Here is a 23,223-nt window from a genome sequence, read left to right as displayed (position 1 = left end):
GCCTGTCGTGGTGGGCGTGGTGGTGATGGCGGGACTTCAGGGGAGTATCGCGGTGAGCAACCCACCGGCCTTGCGGACATCGGCGTCCAGCGGGCGGTCGGGATCGACGGGAGGGATCGCCTCGACCAGGGCGTCGAGGAGTGCCGCGCAGCCTGGCGCCGTGGGGCGGCGGGCGCCAACGTACGCTGCCTGCCGCAGTCCTACCGCCAGCGAGCCGCAGAGCAGGTGCAGCAGGGCAGCCATGTCATAGGCGCGAAGGGCGGCCTGGGTACCGAACGGCACGACATCCTGGTTGTGCAGGTTGGTCGGCAGGCTCTGCATGCCGGCCGGAACAGCAGCGCGGCGGATCTCGGCGACGAACGCGGTCGTGGCGAGCTGTACGCCCTGCATCCCGTGTTGGCGGCCGGGTCCGGCGGCGAGCATCGGGGGTAGCCCGCCATTTCGGGCCGGATCGACGAGGAGGTCGAGCTGCCGCTCGGCGAGGTTGCCGAGCTGAGCGGTGACCATCGCCAGGACATCGGCGGCGAACGCGGCCGGCTGCCCGAAGAAGTTACCGCCGTGCACCACCAGGTCGTCGTCGGGGAAGAACAGCGGGTTGTCGCTGACGCTGGACAGGTCGGCCTCGACGACACCGTTGACGTACCGCAGGGCGTCCTCGGCGGCACCCAGCAGTTGTGGGGAGCAGCGGATGCTGTACGGCTCCTGCAGCGCACGTGTGTGGGTCGGGCTGATCCCGGAAAGGGTCTTGCGCATGCCGTCGGCGACGTCGACCGCGCCGGGATGGCCATAGGCGTCGAGCAGACGCGGGTTGAGGAAGCCCGGGTCGCAGCCGAGCAGATCGACCAGCAGACAGGTGAGCGCCTGTATCGCGCGATGGGAGGACCGGATGCTGTCCAGGGCCAGGGCGGTCGCGGCGGTGGTGAGGGAGGTGCCGTTGACGAGCGCGAGGGCATCTCGGCCGTCGAGCGTCAACGGGGTCAGCCCAGCATGGCGCAGCGCCTCGGCCGCGGGCATCCGCCGGCCGTTGACAGACGCCTGTCCCCGGCCACGTAATGCCTGGGCGGCATAGGCGAGCGGGATCAGGTCTCCGCTCGCGCCGACCGAACCGTAGCGTGGAATCACCGGAACGAACGTCGTGGCGAACATCGCGGCCAGCCCGTCGACCACGTGAGCCGACACCCCGGACAGTCCCTGGGCGAGAGACCACACACGCACGAGAATCGCGGCGCGGCTCACGTCATGGGCGAGATCCGGCCCCTGCCCGGCACCGAGGTGGGCCAGGGTGTTGTCGCACTGGTCCGTCTCCTCGTCCCGGCCGGCGAACCCGACCAGGGCGCCGAAGCCGGTGGTCGCGCCGTAGACCGGGCGCTCCTCCTCCCTCAGCACGCCGCGCAGGTGGTCACGGCCGCGCTCGACGCGGCCGCGGACGGCCTCGTCGACCACGACGGACACCGGTGTCGCGGCGCGGCGCAGGTCGGCGGAGCGCAGCGGGGCGCTGAGGTTGATGGAGCCTTCGACGGCGGGCATGCCTGGACCATAGGCGGTGAATTCTCAGAATCCTCTGAGAATCCGTCCGTAGCTTCCGGATCATGGTGCATGACTACCTGATCATCGGGGCTGGGCCGGCTGGGCTGCAGCTCGCCGCACTGCTGGAACTGGGCGGTCACGACTATGTCGTCCTGGAACGCGGAGCCGGGCCGGGTACCTTCTTCACCCGGTTCCCACGGCATCGCCAGCTGATCTCCATCAACAAGGTGCACACCGGGTACGAGGACCCGGAGTTGCGGCTGCGGATGGACTGGAACTCGTTGCTCAGCGACGATCCGGAGCTGCTGTTCACCCGGTACAGCGAGCTGTACTTCCCGCAGGCCGACGATCTCGTGCGCTACCTGTCCGACTTCGCGTCCGCGACCGGCGTCCGAGTACGCTACGACACCCACGTCTCCCGGATCAGCCGGGACGACGATGGGTTCACCGCCGTCGACCTCGGTGGACGTTCGTGGCGGGGCCGGCGGCTGGTCGTGGCCACCGGCGTCTCCCAGCCGTACATTCCGCCGATCCCCGGCATCGAGGCCACAGAACGCTACGACACGTTCGAGACCGATCCGGCGTCCTTCGTCGACCAGCGGGTCCTGGTGATCGGCAAGGGCAACTCGGCGTTCGAGACCGCCGAGGCACTCATGGACAAGGCCGCGGTCATCCACGTCGCCGGGCCGCACTCCATCAAGATGGCCTGGCAGTCGCACTTCGTCGGGCACCTACGCGCGGTCAACAACAACTTCCTCGACAGCTACCAGCTGAAGTCCCAGAACACGGTCCTCGACGGCACGGTGGAAAGTATCGAACGCCGTGATGACGGTCGCTATCGGGTGATGTTCCGCTACGCCCGTACCGTGGAAGCACTGCGCGAGCTGTTCTACGACCGGGTGATCGTGTGCACCGGTTTCCGGTTCGACGCCTCGGCGTTCGACGGCAGTTGCCGGCCGGCGCTGGTCATCAACGACCGTTTCCCCGAGCAGACGTCGGCGTACGAATCGACCACCGTGCCCGGTCTGTACTTCGCCGGCACGCTCACCCAGCAGCGCGATTTCAAGAAGTCCACGAGCGGGTTCATCCACGGCTTCCGCTATGGGGTGCGTGCGCTCCACCGGATCCTGGCCACCCGCTACCACGGTGAGACCTGGCCTGCCAGGAAGGGCGAGCCGGCCCCGGACGCGATCAGCGACGCGATCATCGCCCGGGTCAACCGCTCTTCCGCGCTGTGGCAGCAGTTCGGCGTGCTCGGCGACGTCGTCACCGTGGATGGCGACACCGCGCTGTACCAGGAGGAGGTCCCGGTGGCGTACGCCGCCGACGGCGGCCTCGGCCGTGCCCGGCACAGGTTCGTCGTCACCCTGGAGTACGGAAAGGATCACGACGCCGTCGACCCGTTCGACATCTCGATCCGGAGGGTCGTCGAGAACGACGTCGCCAACGCTCACGACGCGAACTACCTGCATCCGGTGGTGCGGCACTACCGAGAGGGGACGCCGACCGGCGTCCACCACCTCGCGGAGAACCTGGAAAACCAGTGGAACCTGCCAGCGGTGCACCAGCAGCCCCTGGCCGTCTTCGTCAAGGAGTGCCTTGCCGACGGCGGCTGAACCCTACCCGCGTTCCATTCTGGACCTCCTTGGCGCGGCTGGGGATCGATCCGTCTTCGAGCACGGTGCCCGTACCGTCACCGGCGCGCAGATGCTCGACCTCGTCCGGCGGATGGCCACCGGACTGCGCGCGGCGGGCATCGGGCCAGGGGATGGCCTCGCCATGCTGCTGGGCGTCACTTCCGAAGCGTTCGCCGCGATGATCGCCGGCTACGTCGTGGGGGCTCGGGTCGTCGGTGTGCGGCCCGGGCTGTCCGGCGGCCAACTGCGCCACGTGCTCCGCCAGGACGTCGCCGCGGTCGTGACCGACGCGACCATCGGGCCGGAGCACGCTCCGCGCACCCTGACCGTCTCCGAGCTGCTGGCCGTACCTGACGACGATGGTCCGCTGCACCTGTCCGGCCACCCGCACGACGTCGCCCGGCTCGTCTACACCAGCGGCAGCACCGGCACACCAAAGGCATGCGCACAGACCTACGCCGCGCTGAACGCGGCGTGGACGGCCCGCCCGGCGGCGTGGCCGCCGGCGATCCGGGAACTGGCGTCCCGCCTGCGGCGCTACCTCGTGTTCGGGTCGCTGAGCAGCCAAGTGATGATGGAGTATGGCGTCCTCACCCTTGCCGCGGGCGGGACGATGGTCGTCGCCGACCCGCCCACGTTTCCCGACGCGATCACCAGACATCGGGCGTCCGCCAGCGTCATCACCGTGCCCCGCCTGTACAAACTCGTCGCCGCGCAGCGTAGCGCCCCGGCCGACCTGAGCAGCCTGCGGGCGCTCATGGTGTCCGGGTCGCCGCTGGAGGCGTCCCGGCTCCGCGAAGCACTCGATGTGCTCGGCCCGATCGTGTTCCAAGGCTACGGGCAGAGCGAGACCGGCACGATCTCCATGGCCAGGCCGTCAGATGCCGCCCCGTCGGTCGGGTTCCCGCCCGACGTCATCGACGTCGTGATCCGGGACGCGGACGGCAGGCCCGTCCCGTCCGGTGTCGACGGCGAGCTGTACGTCCGCACACCCTCCCAGGCCATCGGGTACTGGGCCGAACCGACGCAGACCGCGGAGGTGTTCATCGACGGGTGGGTGCGCACCCGGGACCTGGGCCACTTCGACCAGGACGGGCGACTGTACCTGGTCGGGCGGACGCGGGACGTCATCATCGTCAACGCGAACCTCTACTACGCCGGTCCGATCGAGCGGGTCCTGGCCGCTTCCCCTGACATCGCGGAGGCGTACGTGATCGGCGCCCCGGACGAGGACACCGGCGAGGCGGTGCACGCATTCGTGGTGCCAGTGGCGGGTCGGGCCCTCGACCTCGCCTCGTTGCGGACGCTGGTCAGCGAGCGACTCGGTGACGCATGCGTACCGGCGACCATCACCGTCATCGACGAGGCGCCGACGGCGCCGAACGGCAAACCGGACAAGCGCCTCCTGACGACCGCGATCCCCCGGACCGAGCCCTGCCGGAAACCGCCCGAAGGGTACTGACCAAGCAGGGTCGCGATGAGGAGACCCAGACCGTCATGCGCAAATACGGCGCCACCATCGTCGAGACGCCGTCCGAGCTCGCCGTCGAGCAGAACCTGGGCGCGGCTCTCGGCTGGCGTTCCTCCAGCGGCTTGGCTTCTCCGAGGTGAACGCGAGCGAGATCCTCCGTAACGCCGCGATCAGCGTGGCCCTGGCCACCGGGCTGGGCGATCTTGTTCGCCGAGCACGAAGCGTTATCCCCCGCGCCGCAGCCTCAGACCGAACGGATCCGGCGCCGGCCAGAGCGGTGCAGATCCGGGGCGGTCCGGCTCGCTACGAGCGCGAGCCCGCCCGGTCAGGGCCGGAAGCTGGCTCGGTACTCCGTGGGTGTGCGGGCGGTCAGCTGTCGGAACGCGGCGTTGAACGCCGACAATGACGTGTAGCCGACCATGAACGCGATCTCGGTGATCGGAGTGTCCCCCGCAGCCAGCTCTTCGATCGCGCGCAGCACCCGCATCCGGCGCAGGACTGCCCGCCACGTCATGCCCGTCTCGTCCTCGAAGCGCCGGGCCAGCGATCGTGGTGCCAGGCCCACCTCGTCTGCCACGTCCTCGAAGCGGATCTCGCCGCCGAGCCGCTGCTCGGTCAGCCGCAGGGCTCGGCGTAGTTCCGGTGAGCGCCCCACCGGTACGACGACCGGACTCGGCTGCTCGGCGAGCCGCCAGGTCACTGCGGCGAGGGCGGTGAAAAGCGTCTCCGCGTACGCCGTGAGAGGTTCGTCGCTCTCACCCCAGGTGCCGCACTCGGTCACCAATGCGCGTGCCAGAGGGCTGAGGTCGAATACGGTCAACGGTGCCGGCGGGATCGCGGTGAATGTGGTGTCGAACAGTACCGACGCGGTCGTGACCGGCTGCGGGATGCTCACCTGTATCGCGTGACCCGCCTCGATCAGGGCGGCCCGGGCCGGCGGTAGGAGCCACGACTGGCCCTGCGCCTCGAGCCGGAGGGCACCGGTCGAGGCGCAGAGCAGGTAGTGGCGGTCCACCTTGAGCTCGCGGGCGGGCTCCCGTGGGAACGTACGGACGAAGCTGTACGCCTTCCGGGTCATCCACAGCCTCGCATGAACCAATCGTAGGGACGCCGGTCAGGCGACGGTCTCCACCGACTCCGCGTGGAAGCGCCGGCTCACCGGCGACCCGGTCATCATCGGGCGAATCATCTTGCCAGAGCGTGCGAAGGAGTCCGACTTCTGGTAGCCGGCGAAAGACTCCGCGTCCTCCCACTCGTGGATGATGGTCACCCGGGTCTCGTCCTCCCGGGAGGCGTACACCCGATAGGCAACGTTACCCGGCATCGCGCGTACCTCTTCGCGTTCGCTGTCGAGCTGGGCCAGGGCTGTCGCGCGGTCAGCGGCGGCGGTGTCGAAGTCGACAATGGCAATGATCACGAGGACCTCCTGATTGGGGGCGGCGACTGCCGCGAGCGGATGTCTCGATCCTCACATCGAGCCGGCCTGGTCGGCTTCCGCGAGTCGGACGCGTTCACGCTTCCAACGGACACGCCCTATCCAGGCCCTGATCTCACCGATTGTCAGGAGTCCGAGAGCTCTAGATGGGCGAGCGCGCTGTCCAACGCCGCCGGGGCGTCCAGCTCCGGGTTCTTGGCCCAGTCCAGCCAGACCGACAGCAGGATGCCGAACACCGCGCCTGCTACGGCCCGTACTCGGTCGTCGTGTTGCGGACGGTCGAGCCTGGTTGCGACCAGTTCGGTGAGCGTCTGCTTGGTGTTGGTGATGTTGGCGAGGCTGGCCGCCCACAGCGTGGGGACGCTGAGCACCAGCGCCTGGCGCTCCCGCTTCGCGGTCACGTCCGCGTCGGTCAGGTCGGTGAACACAGTACGGAAGGCGTTGCGCAGCGCCGGCACCGGGCCGAGTTCCGGCGGCTGGGCCGTGTACGCCTCGGCGATGAGGGTGTCGTAGTCATCGAGGGTGACCAGCGCTTCCTTGGTCGGGAAGTAGCGGAACACCGTCCGGTGCGAGACGTCGGCCGCCTGGGCGATCTGCTCGACGCTGGTGGCGTCGTAACCCTGCTCACGGAACAGGCGCAGCGCGTGCCGCTGAATGGCGGCGCGGGTGCCGGCCTTCTTGCGCTCCCGCAGTCCGGGCTGCTCGGAATCTGACATCATGCGAAATCCTTCAGCGGGATGACCGCCCGATACTTTCCGCCGGGGGATTGCTGCGGCGGCTCCTCAGCGCGTTCCAGGATGACATGGTCCAGCTTGTGGTCGGCGAGCAGACCGCCGATCCCGTCACGCACCGCCCGCCATACCGTTTCCGGGTCCGCACCAGGTGAGGGCCGCAGCCGTATGCGCAGGCTCGCCGGGCTGGTTTGGACGATCTGGTACAGCTGTACGCCAGGCGTACGATCCACGAGCGTGTTGAGCATCAGCGGCGCGATGACGACCTCGCCCCGCCCGGTGGCGAACGTGAGCACGTTGGCCACGCGTCCCTGCACCTGTATGGCCGGCAGGGGGTTGCCGCAGGGGCACGGGTCAGGCCGTTGCAGGACGCTGTCGCCGAGGTCGTAGCGCAGGATCGGTTGTACGCGGTTGGCCAGATTGGTCACCAGAACGGTGTGGGATCGCCTGCCCGGTGGGGTCGGAGAATGGTCGGCTTCTACCGGTTCGACCAGGGCCCAGTCGCTGTTGACGTGATACCAGCCGTACGCGCAGCCCTCGGTGAGGAAGGGACACTCGCTGGCGCCGTACGTGTCGCGCACCTTGGCTTTGAAGGCGCCGGCCATTCGCGCGTAGTCACCGCTGGTCAGCGTCTCGCCGGCGGGTTCGACCACCACCGGCGCGATGTGCAGCCGTCCAGACTCTTGCTCGGCGGCGAGCATGTTGAGGACGCTGCCGTACCCGAGCAGGAGGGCGGGGCGGAACTCGTTGAGCGCCTCGACCAGGGCATCGAGCGGGGTGTGCACGGAGAAGAGGCGGATGGTCTTGCGCTGTAGCCGGTGTGCGCGCATGCGGGCGGCGCCGGCCGAGACCAGGAAATGGCCGTTCGTCGCGGCCACGATGGCCATCCGTCCGCCGCCCGCCACGATCCGGGTGACGTCGGTGAGGTCCAGCCAGGAGCTCATCATCCGCATGCTGAGGGCGTAGTTGACGGCGATGTCCCGATCGTCCTTGACGAAGATCGCGGGGTTTCCTGTGGTGCCCGAGGTAGTGACCACCAGGTATCGGTCGAGGAACCGTCCGCCTACCAGTTGCGGGTCTGCGGCGAAGGCGCGTGCCCGCGCCAGCGTTACTTCGCGGTCGGTGGCCCAATGGTCGTAGTGCGCCATCAGCGCCTTCTTATCGGTGACCGGCAGCGATGCGGGGTCGTCGACGCGGGGAGGCAGGCCGCTGTAGAGATCCCGGTAGTAGGGCGAGTGGGTACGGGCGTGCTCGACGATCTCGGCGAGCCGCCGACGCTGGACTGTCGCCCACTCGTGGCGCCTTCTGGTGCGGCGTGCGTCTTGCAGCAGCCGTGGAACGCTCTCCTTCATGCCGAACATTCTGTCATATGACTGTCAAAAGTTAGTGGTGTGACATGTTTTACCGTCCAGATGGCCACAGCGAGGCAGGTCGGGCCGAGTTGCCCGGCGGGCGCAGTGCGGTCAGTCAGCCGTACGCGGGCGCGAGAACGATGGGCGTCAGGGCGATCACCACGGCGGTCGTACGCGACGAACGCCCAAGTGCCGCCGACCCTGCGTCGCCTGCCAACAGGGGCATCTCCACCCGGCGCCTCGTTAGAGTGTTAGCTCTGGATCGCTCTCCCCCGATGCGAGGACAAGCATGGCGGACGAACCTGCCAAGCCACGACGGCTCACTGTCTACGCTGAAGTCGCCGCCGTTCTGGCCCTTGTCGTGGCGATCGTCGGCGTGGTCATCGCCGTTTTCGCGTTCGAGCATGACAAGGAAGTCGCCGATGGCGGCCAAGGGGCCACTCCGGTGGTCACGGTCACGGAATACTCGCCAAAGGCCGTCAGCCAGGAATCCGCCGAGGCCGACTCTTCTTCTTCTGGCTTTTGGGGTGCGGCCGGAGTGGTGGCTCTGACCATAATCACTGGCCTGATCTCCAGCTTTCTGGTCTTCAAGTCCTGGGAAGAGCTGATAATCTCCGACTTTATCGTTGTCCTCATCAACGCAGCTGTCGCGGGAATGCATACCTACGTACTGTCCCTGATGGGCATCACCTTGATTTGGGCGATCGTCATCGCAGTGGTATTCGCGGTGATCGGGTTCTTCGCCAGCGTGTTCGCCACTTAGATCGGAGCGTCCGCGCAATACGGCGCGATGCCGGAGGCCGTCCCGACGAACGTACCGCCGCGGCTTTCCAGGACCGACTCCCCGCTTCGCGAGGCTGCCCAGCACGCCACGGTTCGAGTAGGCGTCTTCGGCGACCTACTCCGGCCGGGCCGTCCAGGCGCTGTCCGCCGACGCCCCTGGCCCCGTTGATCATTGGGAAATCGCCGGAGGCGGTGTCGACCATGCTCGCCGACAACCAAAGAGCAGCTCAAAACGGGTCTATTTAGATATTCGACCAGTTTTTCTCGGGCGTTTCTTTATGAATCAGATCGAAGGCTTGGGTATCGGGATGATGTATCTCCATCACGAACCTGGCGTGCTTATCCCGGCACTTGAAAGGACATCCCATGACCGCCATCGCAGAGGCCGAGCGTACCGAGACCTCCGAGCGCGAGGTGAAGGGCGTTCCCTGGAAGCGCTGCTGCTTGCCGCGCTTGCGGCTCGCCGCGGAGAAGAAGAGGAGAGCGGAATCGCACACCCGCTCCTACTCGCCGCGCTCGCCAACCGGTAGTGGTACGACTCCCGATCGCAGGCAGAAAAGGAGTTCCTCAGCCGGCGTGAATCGACAGCTAGGGACAGCACACATCGACCGCAGAGGAGCAACTCATGGCGTCAGAGGAAGCCGCCGAACCGACCGAGCATGACCCGGTGGATTCGCTGATCGACGACGTCATTCGCGACATCCTCAATGAGGCCAGCCAGTCCACCAAGGTTCTTGCCCGCGGCGGGGACTCGATGGCCGCCCTGATCGAAACAGCCCTCACATCGGGGACGCACGCGATGCCGAAGGCATCGACAATCGAACGGCTCCTGCTCACGCAGGTTCTGGCCTCCGCTCTGGCCGACTCTCTGGCGCCCGCGCTGGCCGACGCGCTGACTCCCGAGATCATGAAGGTCCTGGAGCAGTACACCGTCAACAGCAAGGCCGGTGACTCGAAGCCGGCAAGGGCCGCCACCACCACAGCCAGAGGAACCAGCAGAAAGAAGACGTGAGACATCGGAGGCGATGTCGGGTCATGGGCGCCGCCGGGCTGGAGGCTTCATGAACGCGTTGCAGCCGGCGTTCAACCGATCCCGGGCCGTGTCAGAGCAGGCGTTCCAGGAAGACCATGATCGTCATGACCATGATGCCGGTGACGATCAGGTTGACGGACCAGCGCAGATTGCGGTGTTTGGTGCGCGCGATCCGCGCGATCCGCAGGGCGTCGGTGGCCAGGAACAGCTCGTAGTCCCTGGTCTCGGTGTTCATCCGCTCGATCAGGGCTTCGGGCGTGGGCTCCTCGGCGTAGACAAGGATTCTCTGCCCGCCCTGTTGGGGCGACGGTGGGCGGATGGTGATCAGGATCAGCAGGACCGCCGCGGACAGCAGGATCAGCGCCAGGATGACGCCGAAGCGCCCGACTCCCGGGAATTGGGCCGGACCGGTGAGGATGAGGGTGACCATCACGCCGTACGCGACGCCCGCCCAGGACAGCAGGAGGCCGGCCCTCTTCTCACTGGCGCTGATCAGCTCGGCGCGGGCCGCGGTGGTGGCGGCGTCGAGCCGATCCCTGAGGAACGGGGACATGGACGCATGCTGCGCACCGCTGTCCTCTCCGGAGTGGCCGCCAGAGGTAGCTGATTCGTGGTTCATGGTGGGCGGTCCTTTCCGTCGGGATCGTGGGCCTATGGGGCCGACTAAGAGCGAATGCCGCGAATATGGATGACCCGGTCCGGTTCTCCGATTCCTCGAACCTCAACCCATCCCTTCGGTGAGACATACCCCCGTCGCGCAAGCCGCCACTTCAGACTCCAAGGAGCCAGCTCTTTGTTGAACATCTGGGAGAGTCCTTCGGTGGTGTCGGCGAAAACGTACGCGTAGGCGTAGACCTGCCCGCGATTAGTCCACTCCCAGCGGTCGACAGGACGTTGAAGGACTGATTCGAACCAGTCGGCGGCCCGGTTGGCCATGACCTTGATCGGCCCCGTCGTCGTCATGGCGAGGCTCGTTGGTATCTCAGGCAGGGTGCTGAGCTGATTGTGCAGCTCATCGGCCTGCAGTGTGTTGCCGAGCAGGTGGACGCCTACACAGAGCAGAGTCTGGTTCGCGCAGTCGTCGTCGATATGAAGCCCGGCAACCAGCCGATCGTCGCTATCCCATGGCGCAAGCCAGGTGTCATGACGCTCCGTCCAGCGCGCTGCTCGGGCGCGGAGCGTCTCGGCAAAGACCAAATGCTCGCCTTGCAGCGATCGGCCCGCCTCAAACCACCCAAAACCTGACATGATCGCACACGGTACGGGGAGCCCTGCCATTACAGCATCGGGTTTATTCCGGCCATCCGTAGACGATGTGATCTTCGCCGCTATTGCACTGGTCAGGATGCCAAGCAGGCTGGCAGCCCTGCGCAGAGCCCTCCACGGACGAACTGCGGACCCGGCGGCCCCAACCATGACAGCCGTCAGGAAGCGCCTGACGTACAGGTCGGCCGATGGCCTTCCACTGCGGCACAGCCTGCAAAGCGGGGGCTTTCGACGCCAACTGCCCTATCGCTACTATCAGGCCACTAATCGCCTACTTTGGCGATTTTTGCGATGGACGCGCTGATCGGCAAGGAGAGTGCCCGCACGTGGCTGGTTTGGGCAGAGTCGGGCGGCGACGTACGGGAACCGTGGACGAAGAGAACGGGGCACCGGAGTCGACCGGCGGCCGGCCGCGGCGACTGGCCGGTGCCCGCCGACTCCCCCTGCGTACCGTCCTGATCATTTTGGTCTTCGTACCGAGCATCACCTTTGCCCCGGTGCTGGCTTCGGGAATGTTCCAGCTGTTCACCCAGTGGCAGTCGGAGAAGGCCCAGATGGATCTGGCCACCACCACCGCCGGCAGACCCGCGGCCAACCTGTTCTTCAGCTTTGGGCAGGAGCGGCTGCTCACCGCGGAGGTGCAGGCCAACCCACGGGGCGGCGCCCGCGACAAGCTGGCCAAGCAGCGCGTGCTGACCGACCAGGCGGTGACCGCCTTCCGTCCGCTGGCGACCCTGGACACCAGCAAGGGACAGGAGGGGATCCCCGCGGCTGTCGCCCGCGTCGAACGGGGCCTCGACCTTCTCGACCAGCAGCGCCGGGCGGTGGACGCCGGGTGGTCCAGCGATCAGAAGGCGTTCGACTACTACACCGGCGTCCTTGAGTCAGACCTCAGGCTGCTGACCGTCCTCAGCCATACCGAGCACGGCGAGGTGAACACCAAGGCGCAGACGCTGGTCGACCTCTTCTGGGTGCTCGACATGCTCGGCCGCGAGGACGCCATTCTGGCCCGTGGCTGGGAGAAGGGGCGCCTGACGGCGGAGGAGCACGACCTGGTCGCCGACGCCATCGGCACCAAGGAGCACCTCCTGCAGGCCCGGGTGGCTCCCAACCTCCTGGAGAACGAGAGCCAGTACGAGAAGCTGACGGCCAGCAAGCCGTGGCAGACCATGATCGCCCTGGAGGAGCGGCTGGTCACCGCCGGGACCGGCGAGAGCGGCCAGGTGGCGCTCCGCGAGGTCAGCGCGTCGTGGCGCTCCTCGGTGGACACGATCACCCCGCAGCTGGTGGAACTCCTGCGCGTCCGGCTGGTGAACGTCGCCACGATCGGCTACACCCACGCCGGCACCCTCTTCATCATCTTCCTCAGCGTCAGCGGCGTGGGCGTGCTCGCCTTGGGCCTGGTCATCTTCACCAGCTGGCGCCTCACCAGCATCCTGCGCCGGCGCATCCTCCACCTGCGCGAGGAGGCCCAGGAGCTCCAGGAGCGGCTGCCCGACGTGGTCGCCCGGCTGGAGCGTGGCGAGGACGTCGACGTGGACGCCGAAGTACACATGGTCGAGCCCACCCCCGACGAGCTCGGCGAGCTCGGGCACGCCCTCAACCTGGCCAGCCGCAGCGCGGTCTACACCGCCGTACGGCAGGCCGAGCAGCACCGTGGCTTCCAGCGCATGCTCCAGCGCATCGCCCGCCGTACCCAGATCCTCATCGGACTTCAGCTGAAGAAGCTGGACGAGCTGGAACGCAAGCACGAGGACCCCGAGGTGCTGGAGGGCCTGTTCGACCTCGACCACCTCACCGCCCGGCTGCGCCGCTACGAGGAGAACCTGGTGATCCTCGGCGGCGGCCAGCCGCAGCGCCGCTGGCGCAAGCCGGTACGCCTGCTCGACGTCCTGCGCGCCGCCCAGGGTGAGGTCCAGGACTACCGGCGGATCTCGATCGAGGTCGAGGGCGACCCCTGGGTGGCCGAACGGGCGGTCGGACCGCTGGTCCACGTCCTGGCGGAGCTGATGGAGAACGCCACCGCCTTCTCCAAGCCGATGACCCCCGTCGAAGTACGGGCCGCGCTGGTCAGCCGGGGCCTCGCCGTGGAGATCGAGGATCGCGGCCTGGGCATGGAACCCGCGCAGTACGCCGCCGCCAACGCCCTGCTGAAGTCGCCGCCGCAGCTCGACGTGATGACCCACGCCGATGATGTGCGTCTCGGCCTGTACGTGGTCGCCCGGCTCGCCATGAGCCTCGGGCTCCAGGTGGAGCTGCGGCCGTCCGCCTTCGGCGGCACCCGGGTCATCGTGCTGCTCCCGGAACCGCTCGTGGTGGACCGCCCCCGCCCGGTACCCGGACCGACCGCGGTCCCCAAGGAGGCTCCCCCCGCGCCGCGACCCCGTCCCCAGGAAGTCCCGCCCCACGAGGACGACGCACCGTTGCCGACCCGCTCCAGGGGACGCGCGATGGCCTACGTAACAGCACCGGATACAGCACCGGATCGAGACGACGCGCCCCCGTCCGCCGAGCGTCCGCCGCTGCCCCAGCGGGTGCGCCAGGCCAATCTGGTCACCGAGTTGAAGGCCCCGGCCGACAGGGATGAAGATACCGACCAGGAAACCTGGGCAGTACGCGAGCAGCCCAGCCGATCCAGTGCCACGATCGGTGCGTTCCAGAGGCAGTCCCGCCGGCGCCGGACCGGTGACGACGCCTTCCAGCCCCGGCCGGACGGATCCCCCGAGCCCGGCTCCCCTACGACGGAAGACCGAAGATGACGCAGCGCACCACCGCCACCGACGCAGACCTGGACTGGCTCCTGGACGGCCTGGTCAATCAGGTCGCGGGCACGCGGCACGCCATCGTGCTGTCCGACGACGGCCTGGTGGTCAGCCGCTCCCGGACCATCGAGCGCTCGGACGCCGAACGCCTCGCCGCGATCGCCACCGGCCAGCAGAGCCTGGCTCGCGGTGTCGGACAGCTCTTCAGCGGCGGCCCGGTCCATCAGGTCATCATCGAGATGGCCGACCTGTGGCTGTTCGTCACAGCGGCGGGCCGTGGCACCCATCTGGCCGTGGTCGCCTCCCAGGAGGTCGACGCGGAGCTGATGGCCGTGGCGATGCACACCCTGGTCCAGCAGGTCGGCCAGAAGCTGGGGACCGACACGCGCGCCCCGGAACCCGATGACGCGGGGAGACACGGATGAGGCATTGGACGGAGAGCTTCGACGACGATGCCGCCGATGAGCCCCTTGTCCGTCCCTATACGATCACCGGCGGACGAACCACCCCCGAGCGGGACGACCTCACGCTGATCACCCTGGTGACGGCGCTGTCCGAGGCGGCCTCTTCGGAGTCCGGACACGGCATGCGGAGGATGCAGCCGGAGCACCGCACCATCCTCGCTCTGTGCACGCGGCCCTTGGCGGTGGCCGAGGTCGCCTCCGCGCTGAATCTCCCGGTGTCCGTGACCAAGATCCTCATCGGCGACCTGATCGAGGCCGGTCAGCTGCGGGCCCGGCCGCCGCTGGCCTTCGCGCAGGCGGGTGGCCTTCCCGGTATGACAATCCTTGAGGCGGTGCGGGATGGGCTACGCAATCTCTGATCAGAAGGACACCGCTCCCCTGGCAGTGAAGATCCTTATCGCCGGTGGTTTCGGCGTGGGCAAGACGACCCTGGTCGGCGCGGTGAGCGAGGTCGCTCCGCTGCGTACCGAGGAGTACCTGACCCATGCCAGCGTCGGCGTCGACGATCTGGAAGGGGTGGGCGGCAAGACCACCACCACCGTCGCCCTGGACTTCGGGCGCATCACCATCAATCGCGAAATCGTCCTCTACCTGTTCGGCACGCCGGGGCAGGAACGCTTCTGGTTCATGTGGAACGACCTCGTCAACGGCGCGATGGGCGCCGTCGTCCTGGTCGACACCCGCCGGCTGGACGTCAGCTTCGCCTCGATCGACTTCTTCGAGAGCCGCCGGATCCCCTTCATCGTCGGCGTCAACTGCTTCCACGGTGTCAAGGACCGGACGCAGGAGGAGATCCGCAAGGCCCTCGACCTCGATCCGCAGGTGCCGCTGGTGCTCTGTGACGCCCGCGACCGCACGGCGGGCCGCGATGTCCTGCTGGCGCTCATCGAGCACCTGATGGACACGCAGTCCCGCGCCGCGGCTCACCCCGTGGCCTGACCTCCCGGCCGCCATGTCGTGGACAGCAGGCTGGGCACGGCACCGTTCTGGGCGGTTACGACCACGAGGATCGGTGCGTTCGTGGGCGCCGGGAGCCGGAGCTCGGTGATGGCGCCGCTCGTGGACTGGGCCGGCGCCGGCAGGTCGCCGTCCTGAAAGCTCACGATCCGCTGTACGGTCGGCGCGGCCGCTTTGAGCGCCCAGCCGTTGCCCCCGGGCCGGGCCTTCCGGATCAGTGCGCGAAGTCGCCGACCGGCCGTGCCGCCCGCCCGGCCGCTGAGGCGAATGGTCAGCTCGCCTCCCGAGCCGAAGGCGCCCGGTGGTACGGGGTTGACGATGAACAGGCCGGAGCGGAGCGAACGGGTGCCCTGGCGGCCGGCGAAGCCGCCGCAGCTGATCAGGGACGAGGTCTCGCTGCGCACGCCGTCCCGCGTCTGCTCGGCGGCGGCCGTAGCCTGCTCCCCGGCCGGACTGACGATGAAGTCCACGCTGTCGATGCGCAGCCCGGCCACGCCGTCAGGCATGACGGATCCCGCCACGGTTTCGCGGAGTACGCCGGAAATGCCGCGCCCCTCCATGATGTCCAGCGCCTCGACGCAGATCAGGCCGTCGTCCGGCATCTCCTCGGGCAGCAGGTCGAAGACGGCCACGCTCTTCTTGAGGTGGCCGCCGCCCTTCAGCAGCACGCACTGGCGCAACCGTCCCTGGGAGCGGATCTGGATGAGCCGCGGCAGGCCCTTGACAGCCTCCGCCGGCGGCTCCGGCTCCCCCTCGTGCCAGCCGCGTACCGACCCGGCGTCCACCGACAGCGAGACCGTCACCCGCAGCCGGCGGCCCGCGGCGGCCACCTTGAATCCGGCCAGTCCCGAGCGCTCGAACCGGCCCACGATCTGTATGCCACGATGCACCTGGTCGGCCACCTGCAGTGCCGCGTCGTGGCCGCTGATGATCCCGATCGGCGCCTCGGCGGGGACGGCGAGCCGGTCGAAGTCGGTGCCCGTCCCGGCGGTCAGCAAGTCGCTCATGACGCGCTCCTCGAAGCGGTGAGAGCCGTACCCAGCGCGTGGGGATCCCGGAAGTCGAACCGGCACAGCAGCGGATCACGCCGCTCCCACATCCTGCGTACCGCGCAGTGGAGCGGGTCGCCGTCGCGCTCCACGTGCCGCAGGCCCGCGACGAGCGTGTGCAGGTACTCGTTGCCCTGCCCCACCTCCCAATGCGGCACCACCGGCGAGGGCACGTCGGCCCCGCTGCGGTAGAGCCACAGCCACAGCCGGGCCCGCTCCCGCTGCTCGGTCCCCAAGATGGACTCCCCCTTCGCGTGCTTGGCGACGGCCTCGCCGAGCAGCCGCCAATAGTCGTCCCGCGTGCGGGCGACGTGCGACATCCCGCATTCGCTCCACTCGGACCAACCGGCCTGGATGACGGGGATGCCGAAGGCGGGCAGCTCGTTGGAGACGCTCCCGCGCACGGTCGCCCCCACCTCGGTCATGCTCCACAGCGCGTTCTTCGACAGCGCCAGGCTGGGCATGAAGGCCATGTGCTCGTGCGCCGAATGGCGGGCCGCCACGGCCGCGAAATGGCCGGTGGTGTCATACCGGAACTGGCTCGGGTGATCCAGGAAGAGCCAGCTCACGCGGTCGTTCTTGGCGGCGAAATCCGCGGTCTCCTCGAACCAGCGCGCCAGATCGTCGAACAGCTCCCTGTTGGCGCCGACCGCGTCGGAGACGGCATGGTGGAAGACGGTGAAGACGGGCAGATCCGGGTCGATCCCGAGGCGTTCGCAGGCGTGCTGGCGGAGCTGGCGGCGTTCCGTCTCGGTACGTACTTCGAAATCGCTCACGTTTCCGGCCCGCCACCAGCTCGGCCGGCCCAGGTTGACCTTCGCCCGCCAGGCCACGAGCTCGGCGTTCGGCCTGATGAGGTCCCGGTGCGGCCAGACGTACTCCTCGAAGAACTCGCCGAGCTGGCCGGTCAGCTCCTCCCGGAAGGTGCCGAGCCCCCTGCGGCGCTCCGGGAAGAGCGCGTACGCCTTCAGGGCGCCGGTGCTCTGTACGTGCACGACCGGGACCTCCCGGCGCATGGCCGTGTCGACCGCCAGCCCCCACTGGTCGTAGTCGACATGGCTGGTGACCAGCGCGGCGAGCGACCGCTCCGCGAACAGCTGGTCGTAGACGGCGGAGAAGGCCCTGGTACGGGCGCGCCGCGACTGATGCCAGGGCTCTTCGCTGTCCGGCAGTCGCGGCACCCGGCCCAGCCGGATCAGCGTCGCCTTCTCCACGGCGGCCAGTGTCTCGGAGTCGCTTCCCTCCGCCGGGCTGTCGCCTCGGTCGGCCAGCCGGCGATCCACAAGGCCGTGCACGTCGAGCACCTCGGTGGCGCCGAACGCCTCGGCCAGCCGCCGGACCCGCTGGATGTCGTACTCCTGCCAAAGCGTCTCGCGCCAGTCCGGGTCCGTGCCGGTGAGCACGAGCAGCCGGGCCGACAACAGATCGCAGAGCGCGTTCGCCACCAGCAGGTTGCGCACGATGACCCTGATGTCCTCGTGGAAGGCCTCTGCCACGACCAGTGGCCCGCTGTCATCCCGAGGAGGGCGATGTCCCCAATACGCCCGCGCAGCGATGAGCAGCCGATCGAACTGCTCGCCATCCCCGACAAGGTTCATGCTCTCCCCGACCCCAGAACCCGACCCCGTACCCGAACGAGTGCCCGTACCTGTCGCCCGATCAGCACGGCCGCGTCGACCCTGCCAGACCTGACAACCGTGCGGGGCGACCTTTGCCCCTGGATCACGTGATCCTTGCCGCGAAATGGTTCCGCGCGGCGACGTCGTCGATCGCCGCGATCTCGGTCAGCCGAGCCTCAGGACCGGGTCGCTCGGCGCGAGCAGAGCCCGGCTTCGGTCGTCTCCCCAGATGGAGAACGCGTCCACGTACGGTCGCAGCAACGCCGTGACCTCCGCGTCGCCTTCGCCGGTGAGCTCGTCTTCCGCGATCTTCCGCGCGGCTCCGGCGAGGAGGTCGGCCACCTGGACCCGCGGGTCCGTGCGCGAGTCGACGAGCCGCAGGCCGGCCAGCCGGCCTTGCGCGGAATGCGCCTCCTCCAGCTCGTCGATGCGTGCCTGCGTGAGGAGGGTCTGCCGGTCGTGCACGACCGAGACGGGTCTTCCGGTTTCGCTCCAGTAGACGATGGCCTGGCTGATGGCCGGGAACAGCGGGTTCAGCGTGGGCGATCGCTCCCGGAAGGCGTCCACCTGGGATCGGGACTCCCAGAGCAGGTCCATTATTTCGCCGGCCCGGCTTCGTGGGGTGGCGCGGCGAAAGGTGTCGACCATGGCGAATACCGCTTCGACGGAGGCTCTCGGGCCCCGGCCGTTATTGGCGCGCATCAGGTCGTTGAAGGAGTACAGAAAGGCGTTCCACCTGTCAGGGCCGAACGTCTGCCCGCCCTCTCGGTAAAGGGTGTCGGCCATGGCTTCGCGATCCTGTACGGCGAGCAGGTCGACGAGCCTGCCAATCGCGAAGAAGGTCTTGTCGATCAGGTAGACGTGAGCGTTGCCGAGCAGCGGCGCTGATGGGCCGAGCAGCCACTTGAGGGCGTTCAGGTGTTTCTTACGGCGGATGATGCCCGACTTGTATTCCGTGGTCGGAGAGGGGGCTCTGCTTCGTACTTCATGGATGCAGTCCGCCGCCGATTCGACATCCAGTCGTACGCTCGCGTGGGCGAATACAGCGGTATTTCCCCCAATGAGCTTCTCCCCTTCTGAGCCGGACTCGTCACAGGCGATTTCGAAGGGTTGTGCCACGGTCAAGTCTCTCAAATCGCCCATTGCGCCTTCAACGGGATTTCGGACCAGCTTCAGAGGTCGGGTAGCCCGAGGTCGAGGTTGGGCTGGTCGATGCCTCCGTCGACCTCCAGCACCTTTCCGGTCAGGTAGCGCCCGGCCGGGGACACCAGGTAGAGCACCGTGGCCGCCACGTCCTCCGGTTCGCCGATCCGCTTCAACGGGGTGGCCCGCTCCATCTGGGTACGCAGGTTCTCGTCGGTCATGACGATGTCGAGGGCGGAGGTGGCGACCGCGCCGACAGCGACCGCGTTGACCCGCACCTTGGGCGCCAGGTCGCGCGCGGCCAGCCGCGTGTAGTGCGTGAGCGCCGCCTTGGCGCTGCCGTACGCCAGATAGCCCCGGCCCGCCGTCCGGCCGACGGCCGAGGAGATGTTCACCACCGAGCCGCCGTTCTTCAGCAGGTGCGGTACGGCCGCCCGCGTCAGCTCGTGCGCGAGCCCGACGTTGAACTGGAACGCGTTCTCAAGATGTTTCCGGGTGGTGTCGAGGAAGGCGCGGGGCATCGCCCCGCCCACGTTGTTGACGATCGCGTCCAGCCGACCGAAGGCGTCGGCGGCCTGCTCCGCGAGCCCCTCCATGGCGCCCGGCACGCTCAGGTCGGCGGGCACGATCAGTGCCCGTCTGCCCGCCTCCTCGATCTGAGCTGCGACGGCGCGCAGTTGCTCCTCCGTACGGGCGGAGATCGCGACATCCGCGCCCGCCTGGGCGAGTGCGATGGCGGTCGCCGCGCCGATGCCCCGGCCGGCGCCGGTGACGATCGCGGCGTGGCCGGTGACGCGGAAGCGGTCCAGGATCATGTCATGACCCTATGATCAAAGTGAAACCTGTTTCAATACCAGCGCTAGGGACGGGTCTCCAGGCCCAGGCAGAGTTCGAACACCGCTGTGAGCCGGTCGACGTCGGCGGGTGACGGCGTCTCGGGGCCGATGAGGCGGCGGACCGAGCCGATGCCCAGGAAAACCGCCGTCGCCATCCGGGCCCGCGCGTGCGCGTCCGGGCCGCCCAGGAGCGCCGCGATGGGCTCCAGAACGACGGTGTGCAGGCGCTCGCGCACGAGGGCCTGGATCTCGGGGTCGCCCGCCGATCGTTCGAGCGAGCGCAGGATCGGGGTCTCCGGGTCGTGGCTCATGCGTTGGGCGGCGTACTCGGCCAGTCGCCTGGGCAGGCCCGCCCGGTCGCCCTCGACCACGGCGCGGACCGTCGGCTCGCCCGCCAGCACCTCGCCGAACAGGCCCGACTTGGAGCCGAAATAGCGCCCCACCAGGGCGATGTTGGCGTCCGCCGCCGAGGCGATCATGCGGACCGTCACCTGCTCATAGCCGTATTCGCCGAACAGCATGCGCGCCGCCTCCAGCAGCCGCTGGCGGGTGGCCGCGCGATCTCGCGGCCGGACGTCAGTCACCTGCGCTTCCATGCCCGAACTCTACTCAGCGGACCCCACTTGCCGCGCGGCTAGTAAACGGGCGTATACTCGCCGAGGAGAAAACGGTAAGAAGGGGATGTGGTGTCTTGGTAGCCCAGACACAGGCCGCGGCCCCCGCGAGGCGGCATTACACCCACCGCGAAATTCTCGAGGTCATGTCCGGGCTCATGCTCGCCATGCTCACCTCGATGATCTCGACGTCGGTGGTTGGCACGGCACTGCCGACGATCGTGGGAGAACTCGGCGGCCAGGACCAGTATTCGTGGGTGGCGTCGGCGACCATGCTGACGATGACGGTCTCCACGCCGTTGTGGGGCAAGCTGTCCGACCTCTGGGGCCGGAAGCTGCTGTTCCAGAGCGCCTTGGGACTGTTCGTCGCGGCGTCGCTCGTGGCCGGTCTGTCGCAGAACATCGGGCAGCTCATCGCGGCGCGCGCCATACAAGGTCTGGGTGTGGGCGGTCTGTCGGCCCTCGCTCAGGTGATCCTCGGTGACATCGTGTCGCCGAGGGAGCGCGGCCGCTACTCGGGGTACATGGGGGCCGTCTTCGGCATCTCCACGGTCGCCGGGCCGCTGCTCGGCGGGTTCATCGTGGACACCGACTGGCTCGGCTGGCGGTGGTGCTTCTACGTGGTCGTCCCGTTCGCGGTGATCGCGTTCGCGGTGATCCAGCGGGTGCTGAAGCTGCCCAAGGTACGGCGCAACACCTCCATCGACATCTGGGGCGCCACCACCATCACGGCCAGCGCGAGCGGGTTGATGCTGCTGCTGACGCTGGGCGGCACGGAGTTCGAGTGGAACTCCTTCTGGACCTACGCCTTGGGGGCTTTCAGCCTGCTCATGCTGGCCCTGGCGGTGCTGTCCGAGCGCACGGCCCGCAACCCGATCCTGCCGCCCAGGCTGTTCAGGAACCCGACGTTCGTGCTCACCAGCATCGCCTCGCTGTTCGTCGGCATGGCGATGTTCGGCGCGATGATCTACCTGCCGCAGTATCTGCAGATCGTCAAGGGGCTGAGCCCCACCGAGTCGGGGCTGATGACGCTGCCCATGGTGGTGGCGTTGTTCCTGGCCGGTGTGATCTCCGGGAAGATCGTCACTCAGACCGGCCGGTGGAAGATCTTCCCGGTGGCGGGCCTGCTGATCGTGGCCGCGGGACTGTTCCTGCTGTCGCGGCTGCATGTGGAGTCGAGCCAGTGGCTCATCGGGTTCGACGTGGGCGTCCTGGGTATCGGGCTCGGCCTGTCGATGCAGATGCTCATCCTGGCCGCGCAGAACGGTTCCGAGCTGCGTGACATGGCCTCCACCACGGCGGGTGTCTCGTTCTTCCGCTCACTCGGCGGCGCCGTGGGCGTGGCCGCGTTCGGCGCGATCCTCACCAACCGCCTCAAGAACGAGATGGCCGACATGCTGCGGGCCGCGCACATCGCGCTGCCTGGCGGCTCCTCGCCCAAGCTGGGCAGCCCCAGCTCCATCCAGGCGCTGCCCGGACCGATCAAGCACATCGTGCTCGAGGCCTTCACCCGGGGCCTGGAGACCGTCTTCATCGTCGGCGTGCCGATCGCGCTGCTCGGCTTCGTGGCGACGCTCTTCCTCAAGGAGCTGCCGCTCAGAGGCGGCGCGGCCCCCGCGCCGGAGCCCAAGCCGCTCAGCAAGGACGACCTGGTCCTGGCCGGGCTGCTGCTGGAGCTCATCGCCCAGCGGATCGAGCGAGCCACCGACCAGCCGTCCGCCCTGCTGTCCGCGGTCGCCAGGATGGCGCCGCCCGATGACCGTACAGAACGGGAGCGCGCCAGATCGGTCGTGCAGAGCGTGCTGCGTCCCACCTCACGCGCTCTGATCGCGCAGGCCGCGCCGCCGCAGAAAGACCTCGTCACAGGAGGAGTTTCCGCATGATTCGCAAGTTCGTGGGCGCCGTCGCGGCCGCCCTGGCCCTCATGGCCGGGCTCTGGCTGATGATCGCCCCGTTCGCCCTCGGCACCCAGCCGGAGAACGCCGACTGGACCGACCCGACCACATCCGAGTTCTTCACCGGCCTGGGCGTCGCCGTCGTCGGGCTCATCGGCGTGGCCGCCTTCGCCGCGGCCATTCACGAGGAGCTCGTCGTGCGGGGCCTGGTGGCCGTACGGCAGAAGCAGGCCGAGCCGGAGCCCGAGCCGGTGGCGGCCGCGCCGCAGGCGTCGTCCGCGGAGCTGGCGAGCCTGCTCGCCCCACTCGTCGAGGCACTGCGTGAGGACCTGAACACCGCCGGACGCGGCGGCGGCGAACACCGCCAGAACGGCAAGGCCGCCCTGGTGGGAGTGGAGGACAACCGATGAAGGCGAAAATGGGCGTCTCCGCCCTCATCCTGCTGTTCCTGGCCGGCGTGTGGCTGATCGCGGCACCGTTCGCGGTGGGCTACCAGCCCAGGGGCGCGGCCTACGCCGACGCGACGGTCAACGACCTGTGGGTCGGCGGCGGGCTGGCCGGCCTCTCGTTCGTCGCCCTCGTGATCTACGCGGCCGACGCGCTGCGCGAGCTCGCCGGCCGCGGCAAGCACGTCGCCGACGGCTGACGT

The 23,223-nt window shown here is 68.4% G+C and carries 24 protein-coding genes; 11 read left to right on the top strand and 13 right to left on the bottom strand.

Translation table 11 applies throughout. The features are described from left to right. Positions 1–36: 36 nt before the first annotated feature. Complete coding sequence (locus ACIBO2_RS20390; RefSeq protein WP_358534719.1) at positions 37–1,527, bottom strand: aromatic amino acid ammonia-lyase; 1,491 nt, start codon at positions 1,525–1,527, stop codon at positions 37–39. A gap of 62 nt (positions 1,528–1,589) precedes the next feature. On the opposite strand from ACIBO2_RS20390, the gene ACIBO2_RS20385 reads away from it, so the two are divergent. Further along, positions 1,590–3,143 carry an NAD(P)-binding domain-containing protein gene (locus tag ACIBO2_RS20385; protein WP_358534717.1) on the top strand — a complete coding sequence of 518 codons (1,554 nt, stop codon included), beginning with the start codon at positions 1,590–1,592 and terminating at the stop codon, positions 3,141–3,143. After that, positions 3,127–4,626 carry a class I adenylate-forming enzyme family protein gene (locus tag ACIBO2_RS20380; protein WP_397298373.1) on the top strand — a complete coding sequence of 500 codons (1,500 nt, stop codon included), beginning with the start codon at positions 3,127–3,129 and terminating at the stop codon, positions 4,624–4,626. The genes ACIBO2_RS20385 and ACIBO2_RS20380 overlap by 17 nt, the downstream gene beginning before the upstream one ends. Positions 4,627–4,960: 334 nt before the next feature. Here ACIBO2_RS20380 and ACIBO2_RS20375 read toward each other — a convergent pair whose 3' ends face one another. The 4 genes from ACIBO2_RS20375 to ACIBO2_RS20360 all read right to left on the bottom strand — a co-directional run bounded on the left by ACIBO2_RS20375 (position 4,961) and on the right by ACIBO2_RS20360 (position 8,153). Beyond that, positions 4,961–5,713 carry an AraC family transcriptional regulator gene (locus ACIBO2_RS20375; RefSeq protein ID WP_397298371.1) on the bottom strand — a complete coding sequence of 251 codons (753 nt, stop codon included), beginning with the start codon at positions 5,711–5,713 and terminating at the stop codon, positions 4,961–4,963. A gap of 36 nt (positions 5,714–5,749) precedes the next feature. Further along, positions 5,750–6,052, bottom strand: a complete 303-nt coding sequence (locus ACIBO2_RS20370) for a putative quinol monooxygenase (RefSeq protein WP_397298369.1) — start codon at positions 6,050–6,052, stop codon at positions 5,750–5,752. A 143-nt stretch (positions 6,053–6,195) separates the two neighbouring features. Beyond that, entirely contained in the window at positions 6,196–6,789 is a 594-nt protein-coding gene (locus tag ACIBO2_RS20365; protein WP_358534709.1) for a TetR family transcriptional regulator, read from the bottom strand. After that, positions 6,786–8,153 (bottom strand): hypothetical protein, encoded by a 1,368-nt coding sequence (locus tag ACIBO2_RS20360; protein WP_358534707.1) that lies wholly within the window; start codon positions 8,151–8,153, stop codon positions 6,786–6,788. The genes ACIBO2_RS20365 and ACIBO2_RS20360 overlap by 4 nt, the downstream gene beginning before the upstream one ends. Before the next feature lie 289 nt (positions 8,154–8,442). Between ACIBO2_RS20360 and ACIBO2_RS20355 the strand changes: the two genes are divergently transcribed. After that, positions 8,443–8,916, top strand: coding sequence for a hypothetical protein (locus tag ACIBO2_RS20355; protein ID WP_358534705.1), 474 nt, complete (start codon positions 8,443–8,445; stop codon positions 8,914–8,916). 262 nt (positions 8,917–9,178) lie between these two features. Here the strand turns inward: ACIBO2_RS20355 and ACIBO2_RS20350 are convergent, their stop codons facing one another. Further along, positions 9,179–9,433 (bottom strand): hypothetical protein, encoded by a 255-nt coding sequence (locus ACIBO2_RS20350; RefSeq protein ID WP_397298366.1) that lies wholly within the window; start codon positions 9,431–9,433, stop codon positions 9,179–9,181. Positions 9,434–9,603: 170 nt separating this feature from the next. On the opposite strand from ACIBO2_RS20350, the gene ACIBO2_RS20345 reads away from it, so the two are divergent. Next, complete coding sequence (locus ACIBO2_RS20345; RefSeq protein ID WP_397298364.1) at positions 9,604–9,948, top strand: hypothetical protein; 345 nt, start codon at positions 9,604–9,606, stop codon at positions 9,946–9,948. Between the two features lie 91 nt (positions 9,949–10,039). Here ACIBO2_RS20345 and ACIBO2_RS20340 read toward each other — a convergent pair whose 3' ends face one another. After that, positions 10,040–10,522 (bottom strand): Pycsar system effector family protein, encoded by a 483-nt coding sequence (locus ACIBO2_RS20340; RefSeq protein ID WP_358534699.1) that lies wholly within the window; start codon positions 10,520–10,522, stop codon positions 10,040–10,042. Between the two features lie 110 nt (positions 10,523–10,632). Beyond that, positions 10,633–11,217 carry a hypothetical protein gene (locus ACIBO2_RS20335; RefSeq protein WP_358534697.1) on the bottom strand — a complete coding sequence of 195 codons (585 nt, stop codon included), beginning with the start codon at positions 11,215–11,217 and terminating at the stop codon, positions 10,633–10,635. A 386-nt stretch (positions 11,218–11,603) separates the two neighbouring features. On the opposite strand from ACIBO2_RS20335, the gene ACIBO2_RS20330 reads away from it, so the two are divergent. From ACIBO2_RS20330 to ACIBO2_RS20315, 4 genes are read left to right on the top strand one after another with little or no spacing between them, the layout of a single operon-like run. Next, entirely contained in the window at positions 11,604–13,994 is a 2,391-nt protein-coding gene (locus tag ACIBO2_RS20330; RefSeq protein ID WP_397298362.1) for a nitrate- and nitrite sensing domain-containing protein, read from the top strand. After that, the gene (locus tag ACIBO2_RS20325) at positions 13,991–14,422 is read left to right on the top strand and encodes a roadblock/LC7 domain-containing protein (protein WP_357962292.1); all 432 of its coding nucleotides are present in this window, start codon (positions 13,991–13,993) and stop codon (positions 14,420–14,422) included. Before ACIBO2_RS20330 ends, ACIBO2_RS20325 begins: the two co-directional genes overlap by 4 nt. Then, positions 14,419–14,820 (top strand): DUF742 domain-containing protein, encoded by a 402-nt coding sequence (locus ACIBO2_RS20320; protein ID WP_358534693.1) that lies wholly within the window; start codon positions 14,419–14,421, stop codon positions 14,818–14,820. The genes ACIBO2_RS20325 and ACIBO2_RS20320 overlap by 4 nt, the downstream gene beginning before the upstream one ends. After that, on the top strand, positions 14,801–15,400 hold the full coding sequence (locus ACIBO2_RS20315) for an ATP/GTP-binding protein (protein ID WP_358534691.1): 600 nt from the start codon (positions 14,801–14,803) through the stop codon (positions 15,398–15,400). The genes ACIBO2_RS20320 and ACIBO2_RS20315 overlap by 20 nt, the downstream gene beginning before the upstream one ends. Here ACIBO2_RS20315 and ACIBO2_RS20310 read toward each other — a convergent pair. The 5 genes from ACIBO2_RS20310 to ACIBO2_RS20290 all read right to left on the bottom strand — a co-directional run bounded on the left by ACIBO2_RS20310 (position 15,385) and on the right by ACIBO2_RS20290 (position 20,661). Further along, on the bottom strand, positions 15,385–16,425 hold the full coding sequence (locus ACIBO2_RS20310; RefSeq protein ID WP_358534689.1) for a hypothetical protein: 1,041 nt from the start codon (positions 16,423–16,425) through the stop codon (positions 15,385–15,387). The two genes, ACIBO2_RS20315 and ACIBO2_RS20310, sit on opposite strands and share 16 nt — an antisense overlap. Next, positions 16,422–18,065 (bottom strand): hypothetical protein, encoded by a 1,644-nt coding sequence (locus ACIBO2_RS20305; RefSeq protein ID WP_358534687.1) that lies wholly within the window; start codon positions 18,063–18,065, stop codon positions 16,422–16,424. The genes ACIBO2_RS20310 and ACIBO2_RS20305 overlap by 4 nt, the downstream gene beginning before the upstream one ends. Positions 18,066–18,251: 186 nt before the next feature. Next, positions 18,252–19,205: a DUF3800 domain-containing protein gene (locus ACIBO2_RS20300; RefSeq protein WP_358534685.1), complete on the bottom strand. Its 954-nt coding sequence runs from the start codon at positions 19,203–19,205 to the stop codon at positions 18,252–18,254. A 53-nt stretch (positions 19,206–19,258) separates the two neighbouring features. Beyond that, the gene (locus tag ACIBO2_RS20295; RefSeq protein WP_397298358.1) at positions 19,259–20,044 is read right to left on the bottom strand and encodes an SDR family oxidoreductase; all 786 of its coding nucleotides are present in this window, start codon (positions 20,042–20,044) and stop codon (positions 19,259–19,261) included. Positions 20,045–20,088: 44 nt separating this feature from the next. Continuing rightward, on the bottom strand, positions 20,089–20,661 hold the full coding sequence (locus ACIBO2_RS20290) for a TetR family transcriptional regulator (RefSeq protein ID WP_358534681.1): 573 nt from the start codon (positions 20,659–20,661) through the stop codon (positions 20,089–20,091). 164 nt (positions 20,662–20,825) lie between these two features. Between ACIBO2_RS20290 and ACIBO2_RS20285 the strand changes: the two genes are divergently transcribed. From ACIBO2_RS20285 to ACIBO2_RS20275, 3 genes are read left to right on the top strand one after another with little or no spacing between them, the layout of a single operon-like run. After that, positions 20,826–22,562 carry an MDR family MFS transporter gene (locus ACIBO2_RS20285; RefSeq protein ID WP_397298355.1) on the top strand — a complete coding sequence of 579 codons (1,737 nt, stop codon included), beginning with the start codon at positions 20,826–20,828 and terminating at the stop codon, positions 22,560–22,562. Then, positions 22,559–22,984: a hypothetical protein gene (locus tag ACIBO2_RS20280; RefSeq protein WP_357962320.1), complete on the top strand. Its 426-nt coding sequence runs from the start codon at positions 22,559–22,561 to the stop codon at positions 22,982–22,984. The genes ACIBO2_RS20285 and ACIBO2_RS20280 overlap by 4 nt, the downstream gene beginning before the upstream one ends. Beyond that, positions 22,981–23,220: a hypothetical protein gene (locus ACIBO2_RS20275; protein WP_358534675.1), complete on the top strand. Its 240-nt coding sequence runs from the start codon at positions 22,981–22,983 to the stop codon at positions 23,218–23,220. The genes ACIBO2_RS20280 and ACIBO2_RS20275 overlap by 4 nt, the downstream gene beginning before the upstream one ends. Positions 23,221–23,223 lie beyond the last annotated feature (3 nt).

Source organism: Nonomuraea sp. NPDC050022, from assembly GCF_044460705.1.
GTDB lineage: Bacteria > Actinomycetota > Actinomycetes > Streptosporangiales > Streptosporangiaceae > Nonomuraea.
This window is presented reverse-complemented; position numbering and strand designations above follow the sequence as displayed.

What these genes read in the sequence shown, in the direction of transcription:
- ACIBO2_RS20320 (WP_358534693.1), top strand. Translation starts at nt 14,419, where the DNA reads ATGAGGCATTGGACGGAGAGCTTCGACGACGATGCCGCCGATGAGCCC.
- ACIBO2_RS20385 (WP_358534717.1), top strand. Translation starts at nt 1,590, where the DNA reads ATGGTGCATGACTACCTGATCATCGGGGCTGGGCCGGCTGGGCTGCAG.
- ACIBO2_RS20335 (WP_358534697.1), bottom strand. Translation starts at nt 11,217, where the DNA reads ATGTCAGGTTTTGGGTGGTTTGAGGCGGGCCGATCGCTGCAAGGCGAG.
- ACIBO2_RS20365 (WP_358534709.1), bottom strand. Translation starts at nt 6,789, where the DNA reads ATGATGTCAGATTCCGAGCAGCCCGGACTGCGGGAGCGCAAGAAGGCC.
- ACIBO2_RS20360 (WP_358534707.1), bottom strand. Translation starts at nt 8,153, where the DNA reads ATGAAGGAGAGCGTTCCACGGCTGCTGCAAGACGCACGCCGCACCAGA.
- ACIBO2_RS20305 (WP_358534687.1), bottom strand. Translation starts at nt 18,065, where the DNA reads ATGAACCTTGTCGGGGATGGCGAGCAGTTCGATCGGCTGCTCATCGCT.
- ACIBO2_RS20290 (WP_358534681.1), bottom strand. Translation starts at nt 20,661, where the DNA reads ATGGAAGCGCAGGTGACTGACGTCCGGCCGCGAGATCGCGCGGCCACC.
- ACIBO2_RS20325 (WP_357962292.1), top strand. Translation starts at nt 13,991, where the DNA reads ATGACGCAGCGCACCACCGCCACCGACGCAGACCTGGACTGGCTCCTG.
- ACIBO2_RS20275 (WP_358534675.1), top strand. Translation starts at nt 22,981, where the DNA reads ATGAAGGCGAAAATGGGCGTCTCCGCCCTCATCCTGCTGTTCCTGGCC.
- ACIBO2_RS20315 (WP_358534691.1), top strand. Translation starts at nt 14,801, where the DNA reads ATGGGCTACGCAATCTCTGATCAGAAGGACACCGCTCCCCTGGCAGTG.
- ACIBO2_RS20280 (WP_357962320.1), top strand. Translation starts at nt 22,559, where the DNA reads ATGATTCGCAAGTTCGTGGGCGCCGTCGCGGCCGCCCTGGCCCTCATG.
- ACIBO2_RS20295 (WP_397298358.1), bottom strand. Translation starts at nt 20,044, where the DNA reads ATGATCCTGGACCGCTTCCGCGTCACCGGCCACGCCGCGATCGTCACC.
- ACIBO2_RS20375 (WP_397298371.1), bottom strand. Translation starts at nt 5,713, where the DNA reads ATGACCCGGAAGGCGTACAGCTTCGTCCGTACGTTCCCACGGGAGCCC.
- ACIBO2_RS20285 (WP_397298355.1), top strand. Translation starts at nt 20,826, where the DNA reads ATGTCCGGGCTCATGCTCGCCATGCTCACCTCGATGATCTCGACGTCG.
- ACIBO2_RS20340 (WP_358534699.1), bottom strand. Translation starts at nt 10,522, where the DNA reads ATGTCCCCGTTCCTCAGGGATCGGCTCGACGCCGCCACCACCGCGGCC.
- ACIBO2_RS20310 (WP_358534689.1), bottom strand. Translation starts at nt 16,425, where the DNA reads ATGAGCGACTTGCTGACCGCCGGGACGGGCACCGACTTCGACCGGCTC.
- ACIBO2_RS20390 (WP_358534719.1), bottom strand. Translation starts at nt 1,527, where the DNA reads ATGCCCGCCGTCGAAGGCTCCATCAACCTCAGCGCCCCGCTGCGCTCC.
- ACIBO2_RS20355 (WP_358534705.1), top strand. Translation starts at nt 8,443, where the DNA reads ATGGCGGACGAACCTGCCAAGCCACGACGGCTCACTGTCTACGCTGAA.